Source organism: Psychrobacter pygoscelis (genome assembly GCF_004335015.1).
In the GTDB taxonomy this organism is placed as follows: Bacteria; Pseudomonadota; Gammaproteobacteria; order Pseudomonadales; family Moraxellaceae; genus Psychrobacter; species Psychrobacter pygoscelis.
In genome coordinates this window covers 102,692-123,163 of sequence record NZ_RQRU01000002.1, presented here as the reverse complement: position 1 = coordinate 123,163, position 20,472 = coordinate 102,692, and the positions used below count along the sequence as shown (strand labels likewise).

The window sequence follows — 20,472 nt, the reverse complement described above, 5'->3', positions numbered from 1 at the left end:
ATAGCCCCTTGGCCTATTTCTTTGCTAAGCCAGCTAGGCAGATTTTAGTAAATGTCGCTTGTCATAGAGCCGTTAATTGTCATAGACGACTGTGATAAAAGGTGCTGGTAATCGGCAATAAGACACCTCCTAAGTGGGGTGTTTTTTTATGCTAAATTAACCATAATAACTATCGCTTTAATAATGTAAGTCCATTATATTAAAAATATTATTCGATAATAAAAATGGTCATTATATGCGTAATTCCCAGATGTATTCTTCACTATTTAAAGCCGCTAGCTTGACACTTTTTATCACCATGGCGTCAGGCTGCGCCACCATTAATACCACCACGTCGCAAGCTAGCATTAACCCAACCATCAATCCTAGCTTGATAGCAGCTATGCCTGCTGTCGATCGGCAGGGGCAGATAGCTTATGTTGAAGAGCAGGGCGCAGGGACGAATAAATACTCGGCACTTTATACCATAAGGCCTGATGGCAGTGAGCGCCAGCTTATTACTTCAGTTAATGGTTATATCTACGCACCGACGTGGTCTACAGATGGTCGTAAGCTGGCTTACAGTGTGCAGACCACCAGCAGCTACCCATTTATCTATATTTATGATCTAGTTAGCAAAACCGCCACTAAGGTGGTTAATGCTGCAGGTAGCAATTTGTCCCCGTCATTTTCTGCCGATGGCAGCAAGCTGCTATATAGCTCGACCGTAGGCGGCAATGCCGATATTTATGAGTTGAATCTAAATGACGGTAGCAGCACCCAGCTGACTACTTTATCCAGTACCGAAGTGCAACCGAGCTATGCCGCTGATGGGCGCAGCTTTGTCTATGTCAGTGATAAAGCCCGCGCTGGTAGGCCGCAGCTGTACCGCTATACCTTTGCCACCGGGCAGGCCAGCCGCATTCCTACAAGCAGCTATGCGGCCAGCCCACAGCTAAGCTTGGATGGTAGCAAGATTGGCTATCTAAATGGTCGTCAAGCGGCGGTATTGAATCTCGCCTCTGGTCAAGTGAGCAATCTAGCTGATACAGGTGTTGATGAGCCTGCCAGATTGTCGCCTAGTGGTCTGTATGCGGTCTATCCAATACGAAATCCGCAAGGCAATGGTAGCCTAGTTATCCGCTCACTAAACGGTGGGGCCAGTTATACCATCTCTAGTAAGTCGGGCGCGATGGTTCGCTCGCCGGTGTGGGGGCGCTAACAAGCTACTTGGTCTTGACTCATTATAGTTACAGCTATCTATCTTTTCTTGTACAGATGTTTGCCACTAGCGCGCCGCTAAAGTTATGCCAGACACTGAATACGGCACTGGGTAGACCGGCGGCAGGGTTAAAGTAAGTGGCGGCAAGCGCAGCACCAAGCCCAGAGTTCTGCATACCAACTTCGATCATAATGGCGCGTCGCTGCATCTCGGTAAAGCCAGCGATGCGGGCGATGACGTAACCTAAGGTGTAGCCTATGAGGTTATGTAGGGCGACGACAATAAATACTAGGAAGCCACTGGTAAGAATAGTGTCTTTTGATACGGCAACGACAGCCGCGATAATCATTGCAATACCCAGTACTGAGATCATCGGCAGTATGTTGATGGCGACTTCGACTTTTTTGCCTAGCAATCGGTTAACGATGATACCCAGTACAATAGGCAGAATGACCATTTTGAAAATTGACAACATCATACTGGCGACGTCAATATCGATTAATTGACCTGCAAGCAGCTTTAATAACAGTGGAGTCAATACTGGTGCGAGGAGGGTGGAGATGGAAGTAATAGCCACGCTTAACGCTACATCGCCTTTGGCCAAAAAAGTAATGACGTTACTTGAGGTACCACCAGGACAGCAGCCGACTAAAATGACGCCTATAGCCAGTAAGGGATCTAGATTAAACACTACCGTCAAAAGATAGGCGATTAATGGCATTAAGATGAACTGTGCAAATAATCCTACTAAGACCAGTTTTGGGCGTTTGACAATCTCTACAAAGTCATCGGTCTTGAGGGTCATGCCCATACCAAACATGATAATACCCAAGATAGGAACGATCAATGGGGCTAGGGAAGCAAAGAGTTCAGGAAAGATGAACCCTAAAACGGCACTCAGCAACGCCCAAATTGCAAAAGTCTTTCCGATCCAGCCCGATATTACTGCGATGCTATTCATTTAGCTCTCTCCAAATAAGATTCGCTATAAATTAACACTTATTTAGAGGCTAATCTATAAAAGTATTTTGCTGCTTTGAGCAATAAGTTGCGACTGCCATTAGCGAATTTCAACGCGGATTTAACGGTCTTTTAGTCATTTGTGGTACTCATGCTAAACCGCCCTTACGGCTCAGACTGATAATGACCAAACTGATAGTTTAAGCGTTCATGACGAATCTCGCCAATACATAAGCGGTACAGGTTGGCATACAGGTATTTGCTGCCGGTCTTAATATAGCCGTCTTGACGTAAGCGTCTGGGGTCAAAGTTAAAAGACATGGGCAGCATGCGAAAGCGGGTTATTTTCGCCGCGCGATTGACATAATCACAGTCTTCACACAGGGTGATGCTGGCATCGAAGCCGTCAATCTCTTGATGGATATCCTTATGTGAAAATAGACACGCGCCAATAGCCGTTGGAAAGACAAACTGACTGGTAAAAATCCCTAAATTAAAGAGGTGGTAACCCAGCTTAAAGTGTTTTGATAGGGCTTTGGCATTGAGATAGACGCCAGCGACGCTAAGTTGTTTGGCGTCCAGCAGTGCGCTTGCTTTCGCCAAAAAGTTCGCCTGCAGACGCACGTCGGCATCTAAAAACAGCAGCCTATCATACTGGGCAAGCTCGGCTCCGGTGTTCCTTCCTAGACACACGCCGCGCGTTGGCATGACATGAATCGTTAGCTCGGGCAGTGCTTGCCGAAACTGCTCGGCAAGCGCTATCGTATTGTCCTCACTGTTTGAATCCACCAAGATAACTTCAAAGCTGCGGTACGTTTGCGCAGCTAGATTTTGCATGAGCGTCGCGATACGCTCGGCTTCGTTGAGGGTAATGACAACCACACTGATGGGGGTAGCAGTTAAGATTTTGTTTGTGGTCTTATTCATGATCTTATTCATGATCTTATTCATGATCTTATTCATGATCTTATTCATGATCTTATTCATGATCTTATTCATGGTCACAGTCAGTCCAGTATAAGTTTTCCTTCAGCTTATAAGGGTTTTGTGACGGGATGATGATGGTGGGGGTTGCTTGTCACTGAGTGATAAATAATAAATCTTTAGACGTAACTACTAAAGTAGCCACAGCATGGGTTAGGGACCTTATTCCTTCAATGATTTGTAAAGTTTTAAACTTAAGTAAGACGCTTGAAATAATGGTAGAGTAAATAAATCTTATGGATAGAAGTCATGAGATGACTGAAACAGGCGCAAACTTATACCGATGACTATTGTACTTATATTGTAGTATGTAAAAAATTTAAGGAGTTTATATGAACATACCTAAACGGCATCATTTCGTACCACAATTTTTTATGAAACCTTGGTTTCTTGAAGGAAATCCCAAATGTGAAAACACTAAAGAGAAGAAAATATTTTATCCTTCATCGCCAAGTCAATTAGGTTTAAAGAAACACCTTTACAAATTTGGAGACTTGGAAATAGAGTCTCAATTTATTACACCGTACATTGATAACCCCCTTCATGAATCTGTTATAAAAGTTACTGATCCAAAAAATAAATGGGATATGCTTCCCTATAAAGTTAAAGAAGATTTTTTTAAATTCTTGCTTTTACTTGATGCTAGGCAACCAGCGTCTATCGAATCGATGAAGAAGGTTTATAAGGGAATGATGAATGATTTTGACTTCAGTAAATTACCTGATAAGCATCTTCTAAAAGAATTTTTGAATAATGATATGTGCGCATTCATTTGTATAGCTATTCATGAATTAGAACTTCATGATTTTGATCAGACAAAAAATAAAGAATTTAAGCTAATGTTAAACTATATTAAAGTCTATTTAAATAAACTTGAGGATAACGGTTCGCTATTCCCTAATTTTCTATCAAAATTACTAGGTAGCGATAATATGTGTAAAGAGATAGTGAGTAAAGAGAATGTATTTATAACATCAATATCACCAGTGAGAAGAATGGGAGCTTATGACAGTAAATTCTTAACCGTGCTAAGCCTTAGTCCTAATAAATGTATAATTTTTAGCAATTCTTCTAAAATGATTGATGCTATTACTAATCATGATAAAGATCAGGTTATAAAAAATATTAATGAGTTAAACACTAAGGAACTAAGTGATTTTATGCCAATACCTGAGATAATTATTTATCCAGAAGTTAAATAGAAAGTATATGTAATCGTAGAGAAAATCTATAACTGAGCTTTGATACCCCTATTCTTTATAATAATTGAAAATAGGGGTGGAAATGCTAATAACTCAATTAAATTATTAAACTTACTCTTTTGTGTGTAAATCAAGATAGTAGCGAAACATAAATTTCTATTTATAGGATTTTAACTTGCAAATCTAAAACTACAGTATAATTTTTAAAGGTTCTCAAGGATTCGCTGAAAATTCAGGTCAAGCTACTTCTTAGTCGTCTTCATATCCCAACCTTTGCGCTCAGCATAATTCTCTAGCTGTTCACGGCCAATCTTACCGACATTGAAGTAGACACTCTCAGGGTGCGAGTAATAGAAGCAATAAAAAAGCTAAAACCAATCAACCAGTTTTAGCCCATCAATTCTATTAAACTCTTTAGTGTTATGAGTGACGAGAGTCGCGTTATGCGCCAAAGCCGTACCAGCGATCTTAATATTATAAGGACCAACTGGCGTACCTTTAGACTCTAACTTCACTCGGATTTTTGCCGAGGCCTCAGCAGCTTGACCGTCAAAAGGTAAGACTTGGACTTGAGATAATAAAGTAGCCAACTGGGTAATCGTTTATCTGGATGAGTAGATTTTTGAATGCCGACATGCAGCTCGTACAGAACTACCGTAGGAATAGCTATCTCTAACGGGCTACAAGCATAAAGGTTTGAGGCAACTTGCCCCAAACCTTTAAAAAAGTAAATTAAAGTATTGGTATCTAAAACCAACACTATAATGACTCACGCAAGCTATTAGGCGTATTATCGCGTCGGATTTCCTCTAAACTTGGGAAATCAGACCAACTGCCAGCTAGGGCTTTAACATCAGCTGACCACTTTTGATTTTGCACTAAGTGATTATGTTTGACCTGCTGCTCGATATAGTGACTCAACCACGAGCTCGGCGTTAAGTTCTCGGCCTTAGCTCTCTGAATAATGAGACCTTCGACATCTTTATCAATCTTTAAGGTGATCTGTCCCATTTGCACACTCCTTGTCAATTTATAAAGATACCGTCTTATCTTAGCAGGTTATAGAGTGCGTTATTAAACGGACTTGATGGAGTAAGGTTGATAGAGATTATAAAATCACCTCTACAAATTCGGATTCAACCACTTCTCAGCTGTCTTTATATCCCAACCTTTGCGCTCAGCATAATTCTCAAGCTGGTCACGGCCAATCTTACCGACATTGAAGTAGACACTCTCAGGATGCGAGTAATAAAAGCCACTGACGGAGGAGGCTGGCCACATGGCGAAGCTTTCGGTCAGTGTCGTGCCGATAGCATTTTCGGTATCGAGCCAATCAAACAGCTTGCCCTTTTCGGTATGCTCAGGGCAAGCCGGATAGCCTGGGGCAGGGCGGATGCCGACGTATTTCTCCTTAATCAGCTCTTCATTGCTCAGCGACTCATTAGGTTGGTAGTCCCAATATTGAGTGCGGATAAGTAGATGTAGATGCTCGGCAAAGGCTTCGGCGAGGCGGTCACACAAGGCTTGAACCATAATTGAGTTATAGTCATCGCCATTGGCTTTGTATTCTTTCGCCAGCTCGTCCGCCCCCTCAAGCGATACGGTAAAGCCGCCAAGATAATCCGTATCGTCTTCAGATGGCGAGACAAAGTCTGCCAAACTGAAGTTGGGCTTGCCACTGGCTTTATCTGACTGCTGACGCAAATGTTCAAACACATGCGTAGGCTGACCACCCTCAGAGACTGGTTTGTCATAGACGGTGATGCTATCAGCAGCCGTCCGGCGCGCAGGCATGATTTTAAATACGCCTTTGGCGGTAATCAGCTTGTCATCGATTAGCTTTCGCAGCATATCTTGCGCATTACCAAATAGATCTTTGGCCTCTGTACCCACAACCTCATCGTCAAAGATTTTCGGATATTTGCCGACCAAGCCCCATGAGATAAAAAACGGCGTCCAGTCGATAAACGGGAGAAGGTTATCGATAGGGTAGTCGTGCAACACCACCTGACCTAAAGTATTCGGTACAGGCGGTGTATAGCTGTCCCAATCAAACTGAAAGCCTTGCTCTATAGCTTCGTCATAGCTAAGCTTAGCGGCTTTGGGCTTGCGGTTGGCGAGGCGCTCTCTTATCTTTTGGTACTCGGCGCGGGCCTCATTAATCAGCTCTACTCGGTGCTCGGCAGACAGCAGCTTAGTCACTACGCCCACCGCACGAGAGGCATCAGTGACATAGATGACCGCATCATTCTGATAATTGGGTTCGATCTTCACTGCTGTATGCGCCTTAGACGTCGTAGCACCGCCAATCATTAGCGGTAAGGTCATGCCGCGCTCTTGCATCTGCTTGGCGACATAGACCATCTCATCGAGACTTGGGGTAATGAGACCAGACAGCCCGATAATGTCGCACTTTTCAGCGATAGCCGTATCGAGGATTTTGTCGCACGGTACCATGACACCGAGGTCTACCACATCATAGCCATTACAGCCGAGCACCACGCCGACGATGTTTTTGCCGATATCATGCACGTCACCTTTGACGGTCGCCATCAGTACCTTACCTTTGACTTCGCCCTCGACCTTTTCTGCTTCGATATACGGGTTCAGCCAAGCAACCGATTGTTTCATTACTCGAGCAGATTTGACCACCTGCGGGAGGAACATCTTACCAGCACCAAACAAGTCACCGACCACATTCATGCCATCCATTAATGGCCCTTCGATGACGTCGAGTGGTTTGGGGTATTTCTCCCACGCCTCTTTGGTGTCTTCATCAATATAGGTGGTAATGCCTTTGACTAGGGCATGTTCAATACGCTTCTCTACGGATTGCTCGCGCCATGACAGGTCCACCGTGCCATCGTGCTTTTTGCCACCTGCTTGGTAGTTTTCAGCCGCAGTCATTAGCCGTTCAGTGGCATCTTGTCCTGACTCGCCTTGATTGCGGTTGAGCATCACATCTTCAATGGCTTCGCGGGCTTCTTTTGGTATCTCGTCATAGACCTCAAGCATCGCCGGATTGACGATACCCATGGTCAGGCCCGCTTTAATGGCGTGGTAAAGGAACACGGCATTGATGGCTTCACGGATAGGATTACCACGGAAGCTGAAGGAGACGTTAGAGACGCCGCCTGACACCATAGCGTGTGGTAGATTGTCAGTTATCCACTGAGTGGCGTTAATAAAGTCAGCACCGTAATTGTTATGCTCGGGGATACCGGTGGCAACGGCGAAGATATTAGGGTCAAAGATGATGTCTTCGGCAGGGAAACCCAGCTCATCGACCAGTATGTCGTAGCTGCGTTTACAGATGTCGACCTTACGCTCATAGGTGTCGGCTTGACCGTCTTCATCAAAGGCCATAACGATGACTGCTGCGCCATAGCGCATACATAATTTGGCACGCTTGACGAACTCGTCATAACCTTCTTTTAAGGAGATGGAGTTAACGACTGCTTTGCCTTGGCTGCGCTTAAGACCTTCTTCGATGATGTCCCATTTTGAGGAGTCGATCATCAGCGGCACGCGGCTAATATCTGGCTCACTGGCGACGAGGTTTAAAAAGTGAATCATCGCTTGCTTGGAGTCGAGCATGCCCTCGTCCATATTGATATCGACGATTTGCGCGCCGCCCTCGACTTGGTTACGCGCCACATCCAAGGCTTCAGAGAACTCACCTGTTTTAATTAACCGTAAGAACTTCTTAGAGCCAGTGACGTTAGTTCGCTCACCAACATTCACAAACAGGCTGTCTTTGCTAATGGTAAACGGTTCGAGACCTGAAAGCCTACACGCTCGTGGTATCTCAGGGATGACACGCGGTGGATAGTTGGCCATGACGTCATTAATGGCTTTGATATGCTCAGGGCGCGTACCACAGCAGCCACCGACGATGTTTAAGATACCTGATTTAGCAAAGCCCTCAAGTAGCGCTGCTGTCTCTTCCGCGGTCTCATCGTATTCGCCAAACTCATTGGGCAAGCCTGCATTAGGGTGGGCTGAGACATAAGTATCGGCGATATCAGATAGGGTTTGGATATGCGGCTTGAGTGCATCGGCACCGAGGGCGCAGTTAAAGCCTACGGACAGCGGCTTGGCGTGGCGAATGGAGTTATAAAAGGCTTCTGCCGTTTGCCCTGACAGTGTCCGACCGGAGGCATCGGTAATCGTCCCCGATATCATAATGGGTAGCTCAAAGCCGATGGTATCAAATACCCCAGTGACCGCAAAGATGGCGGCTTTGGCATTGAGCGTGTCAAAGATGGTCTCAATTAGGATTAAGTCAACACCGCCTTCGATTAAGGCCAGTGTGGCTTCGGTATAGTTATCTACTAGCTCATCAAAGGTAATATTACGAAAGGCCGGATCGTTGACATCAGGGGAGATAGAGCAAGTCCGCGATGTTGGTCCAAGTACTCCAGCGACAAATCTTGGCTTGTCGGGATTCTGCGCGGTGACTTCATCGGCGGCTTCGCGAGCGAGTCTGGCTGCCGCGCGATTAATCTCAGGGACGAGATATTCCATTGCATAGTCTGCCATGGAGATGCGAGTGCCGTTGAAGCTATTGGTCTCGATAATGTCCGAGCCTGCTGCCAGATGATCCAGATGGATGTCTTTAATCAGCTGGGGCTGGGTAAGTACCAACAAGTCATTATTACCCTGAACGTCTTGCTCAATATCAGCAAAGCGCTCGCCTCGATAGTCAGCCTCTTGTAGTTTGTAAGTCTGAATCTGCGTGCCCATCGCACCATCTAGCATCAGAATGCGCTGAGTTAACTGCTCGATTATGCGCTCGCGGACACTCAGCTGCTTATCTTTAAAGGGAAATACTTTGGGCGGGGTTAAGACAAAGTCGCTAGGATTATAAGAGGTAGAGTCGGCAGGCGTGTCAGTAGATGGCGAGTGAGAGCTAGTGGTCATATGATGTCTTATGCAATTGGATAAATAACAGGTCTAGATAGCGACTTAGTGTAGCATAGCAATAGCTTAGTGCAGTTCACTGGAATGACAAATTACATGACTGATAAGGCGCTAACAATTCTTATTTACACCTCGTTCCATCACTTTGTTTTGTAAAAAATATAAGGAATAAAAATTGGCTTATATAGACTATATGAGGTCTATATGGGCATGTGGTTTAAAATTACCGAACAGTTATTATTATCTAGAGCGTCACAAACTTAACCATTACAAACTGTGGATATTAGCGGATTAAATTAGATTTATTTAATATTAACGGAGGCTTATAAAGTTAAAATTGTTAATCGATAAAATTCACGGAAGGTTAAGGACAAATTTAGGCAGTGTCACGGCTTGTAACAATATTATACCTACAACAACCATGCATCCGGCGACGCCCACGCCTGACTCAAGCTTGCAAAAGTCAACTGTGACTGCGGTGTAGTTGATGCAAAGTAGTCCTGATTTCCCATCTGAGTAGAAGCAATATCGCAAGCTGGACTGGTACAAGCTTTATCCAATCTAGACGCTAAATTTACTGTCTTTGCCTCGACTAATACGGCTTTTGCCAGCTTATTACAACAGACAAGTATCACTAAGGAGCGACTGCTCTCTAATAAGCCACTTTTACAAAAAATACTGGCTTATCATATGCATTAGTAATGCAGCGCCTGACTATGCCAAAGACGTCAAGCTAAAGACGTCAAGGCGGGTGAGGGCATGACCGTGGCGCAGCAGAACTTTACCGTTACGCCGCAATCTACCATTATGGCTGGTAAGGGGCGAGCGGCGAGCATACTTAAGACTGACTTGGTGGCTAGTAATGGAATCGTCCATATCATCGACAAAGCGCTATTGCCCAAGAGCGAACCATTATGATAGTAAGATTCCATTAAACTAATACAGTTAAACATCAAAAACCCGATACTCAGTATCGGGTTTTTGGTGCAAATTAGCTCAGTTATGAGCGGTGCTAATGGAGAATTAGCGCAGAGTGTCTTGCTTAGTAGCCCCTAACTCACGATGACGATCTTCCCAGTACGGTGCATTCTTAATACCGAACTGAGCAGGGTTGAAGGTGTATTCTTTCACTCCTGCTTTATGCTGAGCTTCATAATCCTTAAGGGCGTCAAGAGCAGGACGCGCAATAAAGAAGATGATAAGAATACCGACAATGTTGAGCCAAGCCATCAGACCAACCCCCACGTCACCGATGCCCCAGATATAACCGGCAGTATTAAGTCCACCATAGGCAACCATCACCATAATCAATACCTTAACGATAAAGATACCGGTGTTATGCGCGCCGCGGCTCATAAAGCGTGTTAGATAGTTAACATTTACCTCGGCGATATAGTAATAAGCCAAAATGGTGGTGAAAGCAAAGAAGAATACAGCGACGGCGATAAAGGTATCGCCGAATGTGCCGTATACTGACTCCATCGCCATTTGCGTAAAGGCGGGCGAGTTGATTTCAGTCGTTTTGTCGATGTTTTGAACAATAAATTCACCGTCAGGCTTAGTACCTTGGATATTGTACATGCCTGTCGATAGAATCATAAAAGCAGTGGCCGAGCAGACAAGTAGGGTGTCAACGTAGACTGAGAATGCCTGAACCAAACCTTGCTGAGCAGGGTGCTCAACTTCAGCTGCAGCAGCGGCATGGGGGCCTGTACCTTGACCAGCTTCGTTTGAGTAAACACCGCGTTTAACGCCCCACCCGATAGCCGCACCGAAGCCAGCTTGTGCAGTAAAGGCATCACCGATAATCATCCCAAAGACATCTGGTACCATACTAATGTTGGAGAACATAATGATTAAAGCTAGGACAATATAACCGACTGCCATAAAAGGTACGACAAATTCGGTGAAGTGAGCGATACGTTTGATACCACCAAAGATAATGACTGCCAATACTAGCAAGATACCCGCTAGAGCCGCTAGGCGGATCACCCCAACTTCCATACCCAGGATAGCCATTGTGGAGCCTTCGCCTAAGACTTGCGCCGCAGCGTTAACCACACCATTGGCCTGAACACCGGGTAAGAAAATACCACAGGCGATAATAGAGGCAATAGCAAATAAGATACCGTACCACTTCTGACCTAGCGCACGCTCAAAGTAGTAAGCAGGGCCACCGCGATACTCGCCAGTGACGATATCTTTTTCTTTATATATCTGCGCTAGGGTGGATTCTGTGTAAGCCGTTGAAGCCCCTAAAAAGGCCACAACCCACATCCAGAATACCGCACCTGGACCACCAAAGCCGATAGCAGCAGCAACACCAGCGATGTTACCCATACCCACTCGACCGGCCAAGGATACCGCTAGTGCCTGAAATGAGGAAATGCCTTGCCTACTTGATTTGCCACTAAATAGCAGTCGAATCATCTCCCCGAACAGACGTACTTGAACGAAGCGCGTCTGAATTGAATAAAATAGACCAGCGCCCAAGCACAGATAGATCAGTGCAGGGCTCCATATAATTCCGTTTAAAAAACCAACTATTTCTGCCAAACTCATATTAGTATTCCTAAAATTGTCTACTGATAGCTTTTATAAAATAAGAGTAAATAACCGTCCCTGTTTTAAAAAGTAATGTTACAAATAGCTAAGTTACAACGAGTGATGGCTACTTATCACCTCAGTGGTTTGTAAAAGCCATAGGGTTAAGGCATTTAGTAGACTGTATCTATCGGCTAGTCTAATTAGTCTTACGAACCATCACGAAGATAAGTAGCAAGTAAAACAGAATAGACCAGCGGATAAAACAGACGACAACAGATTTCTTATTAAGTGATAGCTTGGGCGAATGTTAAGGAAACTAACACAATGTAACCAAAACGTTTGCCTAAGTAACTGCAATTTGCCACAAAATTTATGTAAATACCAGAATATTTTTGGTATGGAAGATATTTTTGGCGGCAAACTAGACAGGCAGCTCGGCACTTAAGGCGAATAAACTCAGAAGATATATCGAGAAAATAAAGAACAAACAAGGATTAAGGAGTACTTAATAATGATCTGCTATACTGTTTATAGAATTATTAATTAAAGCATTAATTAAAGCATAACTAATGGGATAAAGGCGGCTCTTAAAGAAAGTGCTGATAGAAGTGCTGATAAAGGGACAGATAAGATATGAGCTAAAAATGGCCCTGACCCTGTGTTGATTGTGAGGGCTAATGCTAAAATCACCACAAACACTGTTAGAAACCTAGCTAAGATACGGCATTATCGTCGGTTTAAGCCTCATTTGATGCGATGTTAGCTATCAGTAGTCCTAATATTTGAAGGAGCAAATAGACCCTAGTAAATAACCAACGTAAAGCGTTATTTTTGGTAACGATAAATTGTAATATGACTTAAGTGGTATCATTATTACAGTGATTATAACTTGATAGTACACCGACCTTGTTAGTGTAAAGGTCTATTCTGGAGAAATATTGATATGAAGCATATTGCCAAGCGTAACACCATCCAATCAGTACTTAAGCCGATGCTAATTAGCGCGGTACTTGCCACCTCAACAGTAGGTATGACAGGCTGTGGCTATAACGGTCTTCAAGCGCAAGATGAGCAAGTTACCGCAGCTTGGTCGGAAGTGGTCAACCAATATCAGCGCCGTGATGACTTAGTACCAAACCTTGTGAAAGTCGTCAAACAATATGCTGATCAAGAGCAAGAGGTATTTACCCAAGTCGCTGAAGCACGCTCACGAGCAGGTAGCATGCAAGTGACGCCAGAGGTACTAAATGATCCTGCTGCTATGGAGCGTTATCAAGAAGCTCAAGCGCAAATGGGTAGCGCCTTGTCTCGATTAATGGCGGTCTCTGAGCGCTATCCTGAACTTAAGTCTGATGCGCTATTCCAAGACTTACAGGCGCAGCTTGAGGGAACAGAAAATCGTATCACTGTTGCCCGAAATCGTTATATCCAAGAGGTGCAAAGCTACAATACTACTGTTCGTCAATTCCCAACCAATATTACCGCCAAAGTGTTTGGTATGGACACAAAACCTAACTTTACGGTTGCCAATGAAGCTGAAATTTCAACCGCACCAGACGTTGATTTTGGTGAATAGCTCTAAATTCATCTTACTAATGAGCTATCAAGCTGTAATTTAGCTTGTTAGCTCTTATCAATATTAAGATAGACAATAAAAATAATGAGTCGTATTTAGCTATTATCATTATTTCAAAGCGGGTAATTATGCCGATGGGATATCTGCTGGAATAGACGCTGTAGTGCGTGATTTTCGCCAATATCTGCAAGCTGAGTTCGATATCCACTCCATCAATTGGATAATTAATGTCGGCTGTGTAGCCAGTAGCTTTATAACTTTAAGAAATATCAGGTGGTAGAGATCAACATGCGAAACTTTAAGCCATGTCTAACAGCAATACTCATAGCGTGGGGTACAATGTATGCGCCGATAGGTTTTGCAGCCAATGATGGCAATACGGCTGTCAGTACGCAGCAGCAGAATCTTACGGATCAGAGTATTGATGACTTGGTCGCTATCGCTAAGGCCGGCCAGCAGAACGAAGCGATTAATGATGCGGTATTGGGCAATGAAGCCATCCGTGAGTCACTGCCGAACGCCAGTAGTTTTGATGCTGATTCGGCTACGGCTGAAGCTTCTTCGGCATCAACAAGAAACACCGCAACACCGCGGCAGTCTACTGCTGAAGCCGTGGCTGTTGATAAGCTAATCCTCAATGATCCTGTCGTCGACCAAGCCGGCATTCTCAATCCACAAGAGAAGCAGCGGCTACAGGCTCAGCTTCGCAATATCTATAATCAAGGTCTCGCTCAAGCAGCTGTGGTCATTGTGCCGTCGACCAAAGGAGTGCCGATATTTGACTACTCGCTACAAGCGGCAGAAAGATGGCAATTGGGTGAGGCAGATACAGATGATGGTCTACTCATTCTAGTCGCAGTGAACGATAGAGACATGTATATCCAGTCTGGATACGGCTTAGAGGGGGTGCTCCCTGACGCGGCGCTTAATCGTATTATCCGAGATGATATTACCCCTTATTTTAAACAAGGGCAGTACGGCGAAGGCCTAATTGCAGGGGTTAATCGTATTGAAGAGCGTCTGATAGCAGACCCTGAGGTACTGGCGCAAGCTGACGCTCAAGCTGAAAAAAGAAGTCAGAGCTCTAGCGATATGGGCGATAGTCCCTCGCCAATTTTTCTATTCATTATGGCACTAATCTTTGGTAGCTTTATCACCGCTATTTTTGGTCGTATTTTAGGCTCTATCCTAACGGCAGGCGGCTTCTTTGTCGGGTCACTTGTTCTTGGTGGTGGGTTTTTTATGACCATCATTATGACTATCTTCCTCTGGATGTTCTTAATTGCTAAAGGCGGCGGCGGTGGTGGTCGCGGCGGCCGCGGTGGTGGTGGCGGCGGCATGATCTTCCTTCCTGGTGGCGGTTTCGGCGGTGGATCTAGTGGTGGCGGCTTCGGCGGCGGTGGCTTTGGTGGCGGCGGCTTCGGCGGTGGCGGTGGCGGCTTTGGCGGCGGCGGCGCTGGCGGCTCTTGGTAACCATCCTAGTGACCTGAGCCACGCCGATGCAACTGCTCAGTGTCTAGGCAAATAATTGGTAAATTTAGCGGTTCATTATAAAATCAGATTGTATTATTTTAAGGATTACTCCATGGAATCACTTCGCTCACAGCCTTCCCAGACCAGCTTTGCTCGGTGGTGGCGTCAAGTGATGTTTGTCCCTCTACTGCACAGTAGATGGGTGACACCTGAAGCTCGCCAGCGCCTAACTGATAAGGTAACAGAAGCGGAGAAGGGTCATCGCGGTGAGGTCTATCTAGTGATTGAAAACCACTTGCCCATTAGTAGCGCCTATCATAATGACTGCCGCGACCGTGCCATTGAGCTGTTCAGTAGTTGTAGGGTCTGGGACACCGAAGAAAACACTGGCGTATTGGTTTACGTCAATGTCTGTGAGCATGCCTTAGAGATTGTGGCTGATCGGGGTATCAGTGAGCATGTCAGCCCTACCGTGTGGCAAGCAATGTGCGATAAAGCGCTGTCAGGACTAAAAAACAAAAATGTAGAAGAGAGTCTGGCTGAGCTATTGGATGAGATTGGGCAACTGTTAAGACAGCATTATTATCTAGAGCACGATCCGGCAGGCAATGAGTTATCAGATACGGTGTTATATATTAAATAATACTTAACACTGGTGCGGTAACAGGACTTTGTAGATTAGTATCTGTATATCAGCCGCTTAAAAATCAACATAACTAAAAGCCGAGTGACAGACAGTCTTTCTGCTTTTAGTGGTCTAGGTTGATATCTTTAGATTAGAGACCAAGCTGATTAATAAGTGCGGGCAGAGCTTGCCCAGCAGGATAAGGAATCTGAATATCGACCAAGCCGCTATCGGTAGGGTGAGGGTTAATCTCAATGACAGTCGCGCCGTTTTGTTTGGCCACTTGCGCAAGCCCCGCTGCTGGATAGACGATACTTGAAGTGCCGATACTCATAAATACGTCGCAATTGTCAGCGCTCTGCTGTGCGACTTGCCAAGCTCGCTGTGGTAGCATCTCACCGAACCAGACGATACTGGGTCTGACATAGCCGCCACAAGCATCACATTCTACAAGCTCAGTGCTGCCTGTATCAATATGGGCAATATAGGGCATACCGCAGTCACTACAGTGATTTTTCCAAAGCTCGCCATGAAGGTGGGTAGCACTACTGCCGGCCTGCTCGTGCAAATCATCGACATTTTGAGTGATAAGTGATAACTGCTGTGAGGGCTTATCTGCCTTTACGCTATGCTGTTGCCATTTGGCCAAGGCATGATGAGCGGGGTTAGGGGATTTGTCTTTGACCTCAGCGCGGCGCCACTGATACCATGACCATACCAGCTTTGGATCTCGATTGAAGGCGTCAATACTGGCCAAATCTTCAGCGCGAAAGCTCTTCCAAAGTCCAGATTGCTCATCACGAAAAGTAGGAATACCACTCTCAGCTGAGATACCTGCTCCAGTGAGAATACAGATACGCTGGGCATTTTTTAATACCTGAACAGCTTTGCTTAAATTCGTATCAGTCGACAAGGTCATCAGAGTATCCTTTATTAATTAAGAGTATGTTCTATTATGAGTATTCTTGATTATAAAGTGGGACTAACTAGGCAGCAGGCGCAAGTGGTGAGATTCTAGCGGATAGACAGTATACGGGTAGTTTAGCCTATTAACCATAGCAAAAGAATAGAGGATATGACGATGACATTAAGTGGGGGATGGTGGCTTATCATTGTATTAGTCGTCGCGGGCGTCTTATTTGCTGTAGCATTAAGCCGACGGGATAATAGCCAGTCCAAACAGCGCCCGACCAAGACTACCGTGCAACCCACAGCGGATATCGTCAAGCTCAATCAGATGATTGGCCAGCATTTACCGCAGATGAACACTACCTTAAAGCATAATCGTATCTTGGTACAGGTCGGCCACCATAAGCGGTTGATGCTCACCATGGATAAAAAACTGCAGGCAGGCAGTCGCCAACTGGGTGAGGCAATGGTGGTGAATTTTCACAAATTGCCTAGCGCTGAGGTGCTTAAGCAAACTGTGCAAGCTAGCCTCAAGTCGTCTTAGTCTTGAGTTTTTTTAGTTTTGAGTTAAGCGGATAGTCCATTAGTAGGTAGGTGCAGTCTGAGCTAGAGCTTACTTTTAGTGCGGGACTGTATTAGAAAATACATTTAAGATGACCACGCCCGAAACAATCAGGGCAATCCCTAATATGGCTGGCAGTCCCAAAGACTGTTTAAAGACAAACAGGCCGACGACAGAGGTTAATACAATGCCTAAGCCGCCCCAAATGGCATAAGCAACCCCTAGTAGGATTACCCTTAATGATTTGGCTAAGAAAAACAGCGAGATACCATATAATATTGCCATAACTGTAGTAGGGGCTAGGCGGGTGAATTCTGCAGATTTGGCCATAAAGGTAGTGCCCAGTACTTCACAAATAATAGCAAGACCTAAGTAGCCATAGGCAATCGTCGTAGGGGACATCATGGGCGCATCAGTTAGCTGAGGTGATTAGAGGCAAGTAAAGAGCGAGCTAATAGCTGCGCTATTGTACTAAATTTGCTTAGAGATAGACGTTATTTAGGGGTAGGAGTAGACCTGAAAAAGATCGAGTTATGTGGCTTTTTATGATTGGTGCGCTCGGCGGGAATCGAACCCACGACCCTCGGCTTCGGAGACCGATACTCTAATCCAACTGAGCTACGAGCGCTAGTGTCAGCATGAGTCAACGGCTAATGTAGAGTAATCGCCAACTCAATAGTTACTGATCAATCTGCTGATAGGTAAAATACAAGAAGTATCTTATGCAGATTAGAAGACCGCCTAGTCTAGCAAATAAACAGCCAATTGCCAATAAAATAGCTCATATCGATGACATTTTTACGAAAATCCATTCAGTCATCAATCGAGCATGGTAATTGAGTGCCTTTTTCCCTTATAATACTAGGGAGAATTTATAATTAATTTATGTTCACCGAAGTCCAGTTCGCTCGCTACTACCGCCTGAGTCAGCAGCCAGCCACTGGCTTTCGTAATAAGAGAACGTGACGCATGAAAAAAACAGCCATTAAAACAGCTGCTATGTTATCCGCAGCTGCCCTATTAGCCATGTCGGGTATCGCAGTAAGCCAAGCCGCAGAAGAAGTCGACGCCGTGCAAACCGAAACTGTCGCTGTTGCGGCCGATTCAGAGGCAGCGGCCCCTGAAGCCGCTACTGAGGACCAAGAGACAAGCGATGCCGCTGAAGGCGACGCTGAAACAGCAGCTGACAGTGAAACAGCTGACGAAGCTGCAGGAGCAGAAGAGGCGCCGCCGGCGGCAGCAGCTGAGGAAGAGCCTATTCCTCAAGATACCCCGCAAGTACAGAAGCTTATGGCACTCTATCCTAGATTGATCGCTCGAATTGAGCCGGTAGGAAAGGTTTGCTTTGAAGGCGAAGAGTGTGATGTTACCGTGAGAGCCAGTGGTGGCTCAGCAGATGGCGAACCTCGTGATGGTAAGGCTGTCTATGATGCGGTATGTCATACGTGTCATGCCACAGGATTACTTGGCTCACCAGCATTAGGTGATGCAGGTGCTTGGGGACCTCGCGCTGGTAAAGGTAAAGATACATTATATGATCACGCGATCAACGGTTTTAACGCTATGCCTGCTAAAGGTGGTGCTGACATTCCTGATGAAGAAGTTCAGAATGCAGTAGACTATATGGTGAGTGAGTCTACCTAGTAGCATAAGCCAGTCACTGACCCACTCATATGTCGATGGCTCAATCAGCTGTACTAGAGTAGTTAAGCGTTGTTAATAACTGGTTGAGCTTTCTGAGTGATTGAGCGCTTAGACCTATCAGTGATTTGGATGTTGCCTAGGGTGTGACTAGAGTGTGATACAGCGATTAAACCGCCGTGATTAGACTAGATAATGTAACTGACTTATAAGCGATTAATCGTTATAAGCGAGTCATCCGCAAGCTTTATCTTATCTGCTTAAGATTATCAAGACGCTTATTCTACAGCAGTAGAGTAAGCGTTTCTTATTATCAGTCCTAAAGTTGTTGTGCCACTGTATGCCCACAACTATGGTCATCAGGGCTAACTGTAGGCTAACTTGGGTCTGACTATGGTTTAGCCGTGGGCTAACCCTGCACTGTGTCCCATACAGATAATTGTTTGGTATTGTCAGGTTTGTCGTGAACAAGCGTATCTGCGCTCTTGAAATTTTACTCAGATAGCCTCACACAATGGAGTTACTAGCCTGTGTCTATGGTTATCTACTATCTGTAGCTTGAGGCTCAATAGTGAATCCTATCTAATATTAGCGATTCCGTCTTGTCAGAGGATACTTGCTTATAATGAGATGCTTTGAGGGGGCTAGTTATGCTTGCATTTGCCTGCCTGCTCTTTGAAGCCGTCCCTTATAAGCCTACTTTATTTACTAATCTTATCTGGCTTTACTTGCTTCAGCTTTACCATTTAGCGATTAAAAGTCATCCGCAGTGATTTTTAGTTATTGCTACAAATGCTATCCAGCTAGAATTCTCTTGATCTTTCACTACTTATACAGCTTTTTTCACTGACTGGGCTAGCCCAGATTCTAGTGTTGTTGTTACTCCAAATATAGAGGTTGTCATGACCGATGTCCCGGCACTGCAAATAGAAAATCTATCCAAAACATATGCCAATGGGTTTTCTGCCCTAAAAAATGTTGACTTGACTGTACCGCAAGGTGGGTTCTTTGCGCTTCTGGGTCCTAATGGTGCGGGTAAATCTACCATGATTGGCATAATTAGCTCATTATTTAAGCCATCAACGGGTAAGGTGACTATCTTCGGTATCGATTTATTAGCCAATCCGTCGATTGCCAAGCAGTACCTTGGCGTCGTACCACAGGAGTTTAACTTCAACCAGTTTGAAAAAGTTCAAAATATCTTGATTACGCAGGCAGGTTACTTTGGTATTCCGGCTAAAGAGTCGCGTCCTCGTGCCAAAAAGCTATTAACGGCATTAGGGCTTTGGGACAAGCGTGATAATAAGGCACGGGAGCTGTCGGGTGGTATGAAGCGCCGACTCATGATTGCTAGGGCGCTGATCCATAAGCCTAAGCTACTGATATTGGATGAGCCAACTGCAGGGGTCGATATCGAGCTGCGCCGCTCGATGTGGGAGTTTATGCAGCAGATCAATCGAGAAGAAAACACCACGATTATCTTGACGACGCATTATCTAGAAGAAGCAGAGCAGCTGTGTCGTCGTATCGCCATCTTAGATCATGGTGAGATTCGTATTAATACTGAGATGAAACACTTACTGGGTCAGCTATCCGTTGAAACCTTCGTTTTGGATTTGGCGCAGCCACTGACTCAGACCTTAGCCATTGATAAAGTCACTGAAGTGACACAGCCCGATGAGCTGACAGTAGAGGTGACCTTAAGTAAAGGTGAGTCGCTGAACTGCGTATTTGATCAGCTCAATGATCTTGATATCAAAGTGGCGAGTATGCGCAATAAGGCCAATCGCTTAGAAGAGCTGTTTATGCGCTTGGTGGACAAAAATATATCTGGTAAAGACAGTATGAAGGAGGCGGGACTATGAGCCA

At 45.0% G+C, this 20,472-nt stretch carries 16 protein-coding genes, 1 tRNA gene and 2 pseudogenes; 9 read left to right on the top strand and 10 right to left on the bottom strand.

The genetic code is table 11. The features are described 5' to 3' along the window. Window positions 1-235 precede the first annotated feature (235 nt). Window positions 236-1,201, top strand: a complete 966-nt coding sequence (locus EGV92_RS05355) for a TolB family protein (RefSeq protein ID WP_131668216.1) — start codon at window positions 236-238, stop codon at window positions 1,199-1,201. Between the two features lie 34 nt (window positions 1,202-1,235). Here the strand turns inward: EGV92_RS05355 and EGV92_RS05350 are convergent, their stop codons facing one another. Next, window positions 1,236-2,162 (bottom strand): bile acid:sodium symporter family protein, encoded by a 927-nt coding sequence (locus EGV92_RS05350; RefSeq protein WP_131668215.1) that lies wholly within the window; start codon window positions 2,160-2,162, stop codon window positions 1,236-1,238. A gap of 164 nt (window positions 2,163-2,326) precedes the next feature. Continuing rightward, window positions 2,327-3,160 (bottom strand): glycosyltransferase family 2 protein, encoded by an 834-nt coding sequence (locus tag EGV92_RS05345; RefSeq protein ID WP_242678658.1) that lies wholly within the window; start codon window positions 3,158-3,160, stop codon window positions 2,327-2,329. Window positions 3,161-3,477: 317 nt separating this feature from the next. Between EGV92_RS05345 and EGV92_RS05340 the strand changes: the two genes are divergently transcribed. Next, window positions 3,478-4,347: a DUF4238 domain-containing protein gene (locus EGV92_RS05340; RefSeq protein ID WP_131668214.1), complete on the top strand. Its 870-nt coding sequence runs from the start codon at window positions 3,478-3,480 to the stop codon at window positions 4,345-4,347. Window positions 4,348-4,589: 242 nt separating this feature from the next. Here EGV92_RS05340 and EGV92_RS14335 read toward each other — a convergent pair. From EGV92_RS14335 to metH, 4 genes and pseudogenes are all read right to left on the bottom strand, one after another. Then, window positions 4,590-4,703 (bottom strand): annotated as a pseudogene (locus EGV92_RS14335) (vitamin B12 dependent-methionine synthase activation domain-containing protein); the annotation flags it as partial. Window positions 4,704-4,715: 12 nt separating this feature from the next. Continuing rightward, window positions 4,716-4,937 carry a PIN domain-containing protein gene (locus EGV92_RS14080; RefSeq protein ID WP_207401746.1) on the bottom strand — a complete coding sequence of 74 codons (222 nt, stop codon included), beginning with the start codon at window positions 4,935-4,937 and terminating at the stop codon, window positions 4,716-4,718. Window positions 4,938-5,106: 169 nt separating this feature from the next. Then, entirely contained in the window at window positions 5,107-5,358 is a 252-nt protein-coding gene (locus tag EGV92_RS05325; protein WP_131668213.1) for a CopG family transcriptional regulator, read from the bottom strand. A gap of 111 nt (window positions 5,359-5,469) precedes the next feature. Then, window positions 5,470-9,156: a methionine synthase gene (gene metH / locus EGV92_RS05320; RefSeq protein ID WP_423227899.1), complete on the bottom strand. Its 3,687-nt coding sequence runs from the start codon at window positions 9,154-9,156 to the stop codon at window positions 5,470-5,472. Between the two features lie 639 nt (window positions 9,157-9,795). Between metH and EGV92_RS14175 the strand changes: the two are divergent. Continuing rightward, window positions 9,796-10,188: pseudogene (locus EGV92_RS14175) on the top strand (fasciclin domain-containing protein). A gap of 105 nt (window positions 10,189-10,293) precedes the next feature. Here EGV92_RS14175 and EGV92_RS05305 read toward each other — a convergent pair. Further along, window positions 10,294-11,832: an alanine/glycine:cation symporter family protein gene (locus tag EGV92_RS05305; protein ID WP_207401745.1), complete on the bottom strand. Its 1,539-nt coding sequence runs from the start codon at window positions 11,830-11,832 to the stop codon at window positions 10,294-10,296. Between the two features lie 976 nt (window positions 11,833-12,808). On the opposite strand from EGV92_RS05305, the gene EGV92_RS05300 reads away from it, so the two are divergent. The 3 genes from EGV92_RS05300 (at window position 12,809) to EGV92_RS05290 (ending at window position 15,509) form a co-directional block, all read left to right on the top strand. Then, on the top strand, window positions 12,809-13,393 hold the full coding sequence (locus EGV92_RS05300; RefSeq protein WP_131668761.1) for a LemA family protein: 585 nt from the start codon (window positions 12,809-12,811) through the stop codon (window positions 13,391-13,393). 288 nt (window positions 13,394-13,681) lie between these two features. Beyond that, window positions 13,682-14,866, top strand: a complete 1,185-nt coding sequence (locus EGV92_RS05295; protein ID WP_131668210.1) for a TPM domain-containing protein — start codon at window positions 13,682-13,684, stop codon at window positions 14,864-14,866. 112 nt (window positions 14,867-14,978) lie between these two features. After that, the gene (locus EGV92_RS05290) at window positions 14,979-15,509 is read left to right on the top strand and encodes a TPM domain-containing protein (protein ID WP_131668209.1); all 531 of its coding nucleotides are present in this window, start codon (window positions 14,979-14,981) and stop codon (window positions 15,507-15,509) included. A gap of 133 nt (window positions 15,510-15,642) precedes the next feature. Here EGV92_RS05290 and EGV92_RS05285 read toward each other — a convergent pair whose 3' ends face one another. Next, entirely contained in the window at window positions 15,643-16,410 is a 768-nt protein-coding gene (locus tag EGV92_RS05285; protein ID WP_131668208.1) for an NAD-dependent deacylase, read from the bottom strand. A 156-nt stretch (window positions 16,411-16,566) separates the two neighbouring features. Here EGV92_RS05285 and EGV92_RS05280 point away from each other — a divergent pair, with 156 nt between their 5' ends. Continuing rightward, window positions 16,567-16,944: a hypothetical protein gene (locus EGV92_RS05280; RefSeq protein ID WP_131668207.1), complete on the top strand. Its 378-nt coding sequence runs from the start codon at window positions 16,567-16,569 to the stop codon at window positions 16,942-16,944. Between the two features lie 75 nt (window positions 16,945-17,019). Here EGV92_RS05280 and EGV92_RS05275 read toward each other — a convergent pair whose 3' ends face one another. Next, window positions 17,020-17,364, bottom strand: coding sequence for a DMT family transporter (locus tag EGV92_RS05275; protein ID WP_131668760.1), 345 nt, complete (start codon window positions 17,362-17,364; stop codon window positions 17,020-17,022). Between the two features lie 148 nt (window positions 17,365-17,512). Then, window positions 17,513-17,590: transfer RNA gene (locus tag EGV92_RS05270), tRNA-Arg, on the bottom strand. A gap of 341 nt (window positions 17,591-17,931) precedes the next feature. Between EGV92_RS05270 and EGV92_RS05265 the strand changes: the two genes are divergently transcribed. After that, on the top strand, window positions 17,932-18,606 hold the full coding sequence (locus tag EGV92_RS05265) for a c-type cytochrome (RefSeq protein WP_242678628.1): 675 nt from the start codon (window positions 17,932-17,934) through the stop codon (window positions 18,604-18,606). Between the two features lie 899 nt (window positions 18,607-19,505). Continuing rightward, on the top strand, window positions 19,506-20,468 hold the full coding sequence (locus tag EGV92_RS05260; RefSeq protein ID WP_131668206.1) for an ABC transporter ATP-binding protein: 963 nt from the start codon (window positions 19,506-19,508) through the stop codon (window positions 20,466-20,468). Window positions 20,469-20,472 lie beyond the last annotated feature (4 nt).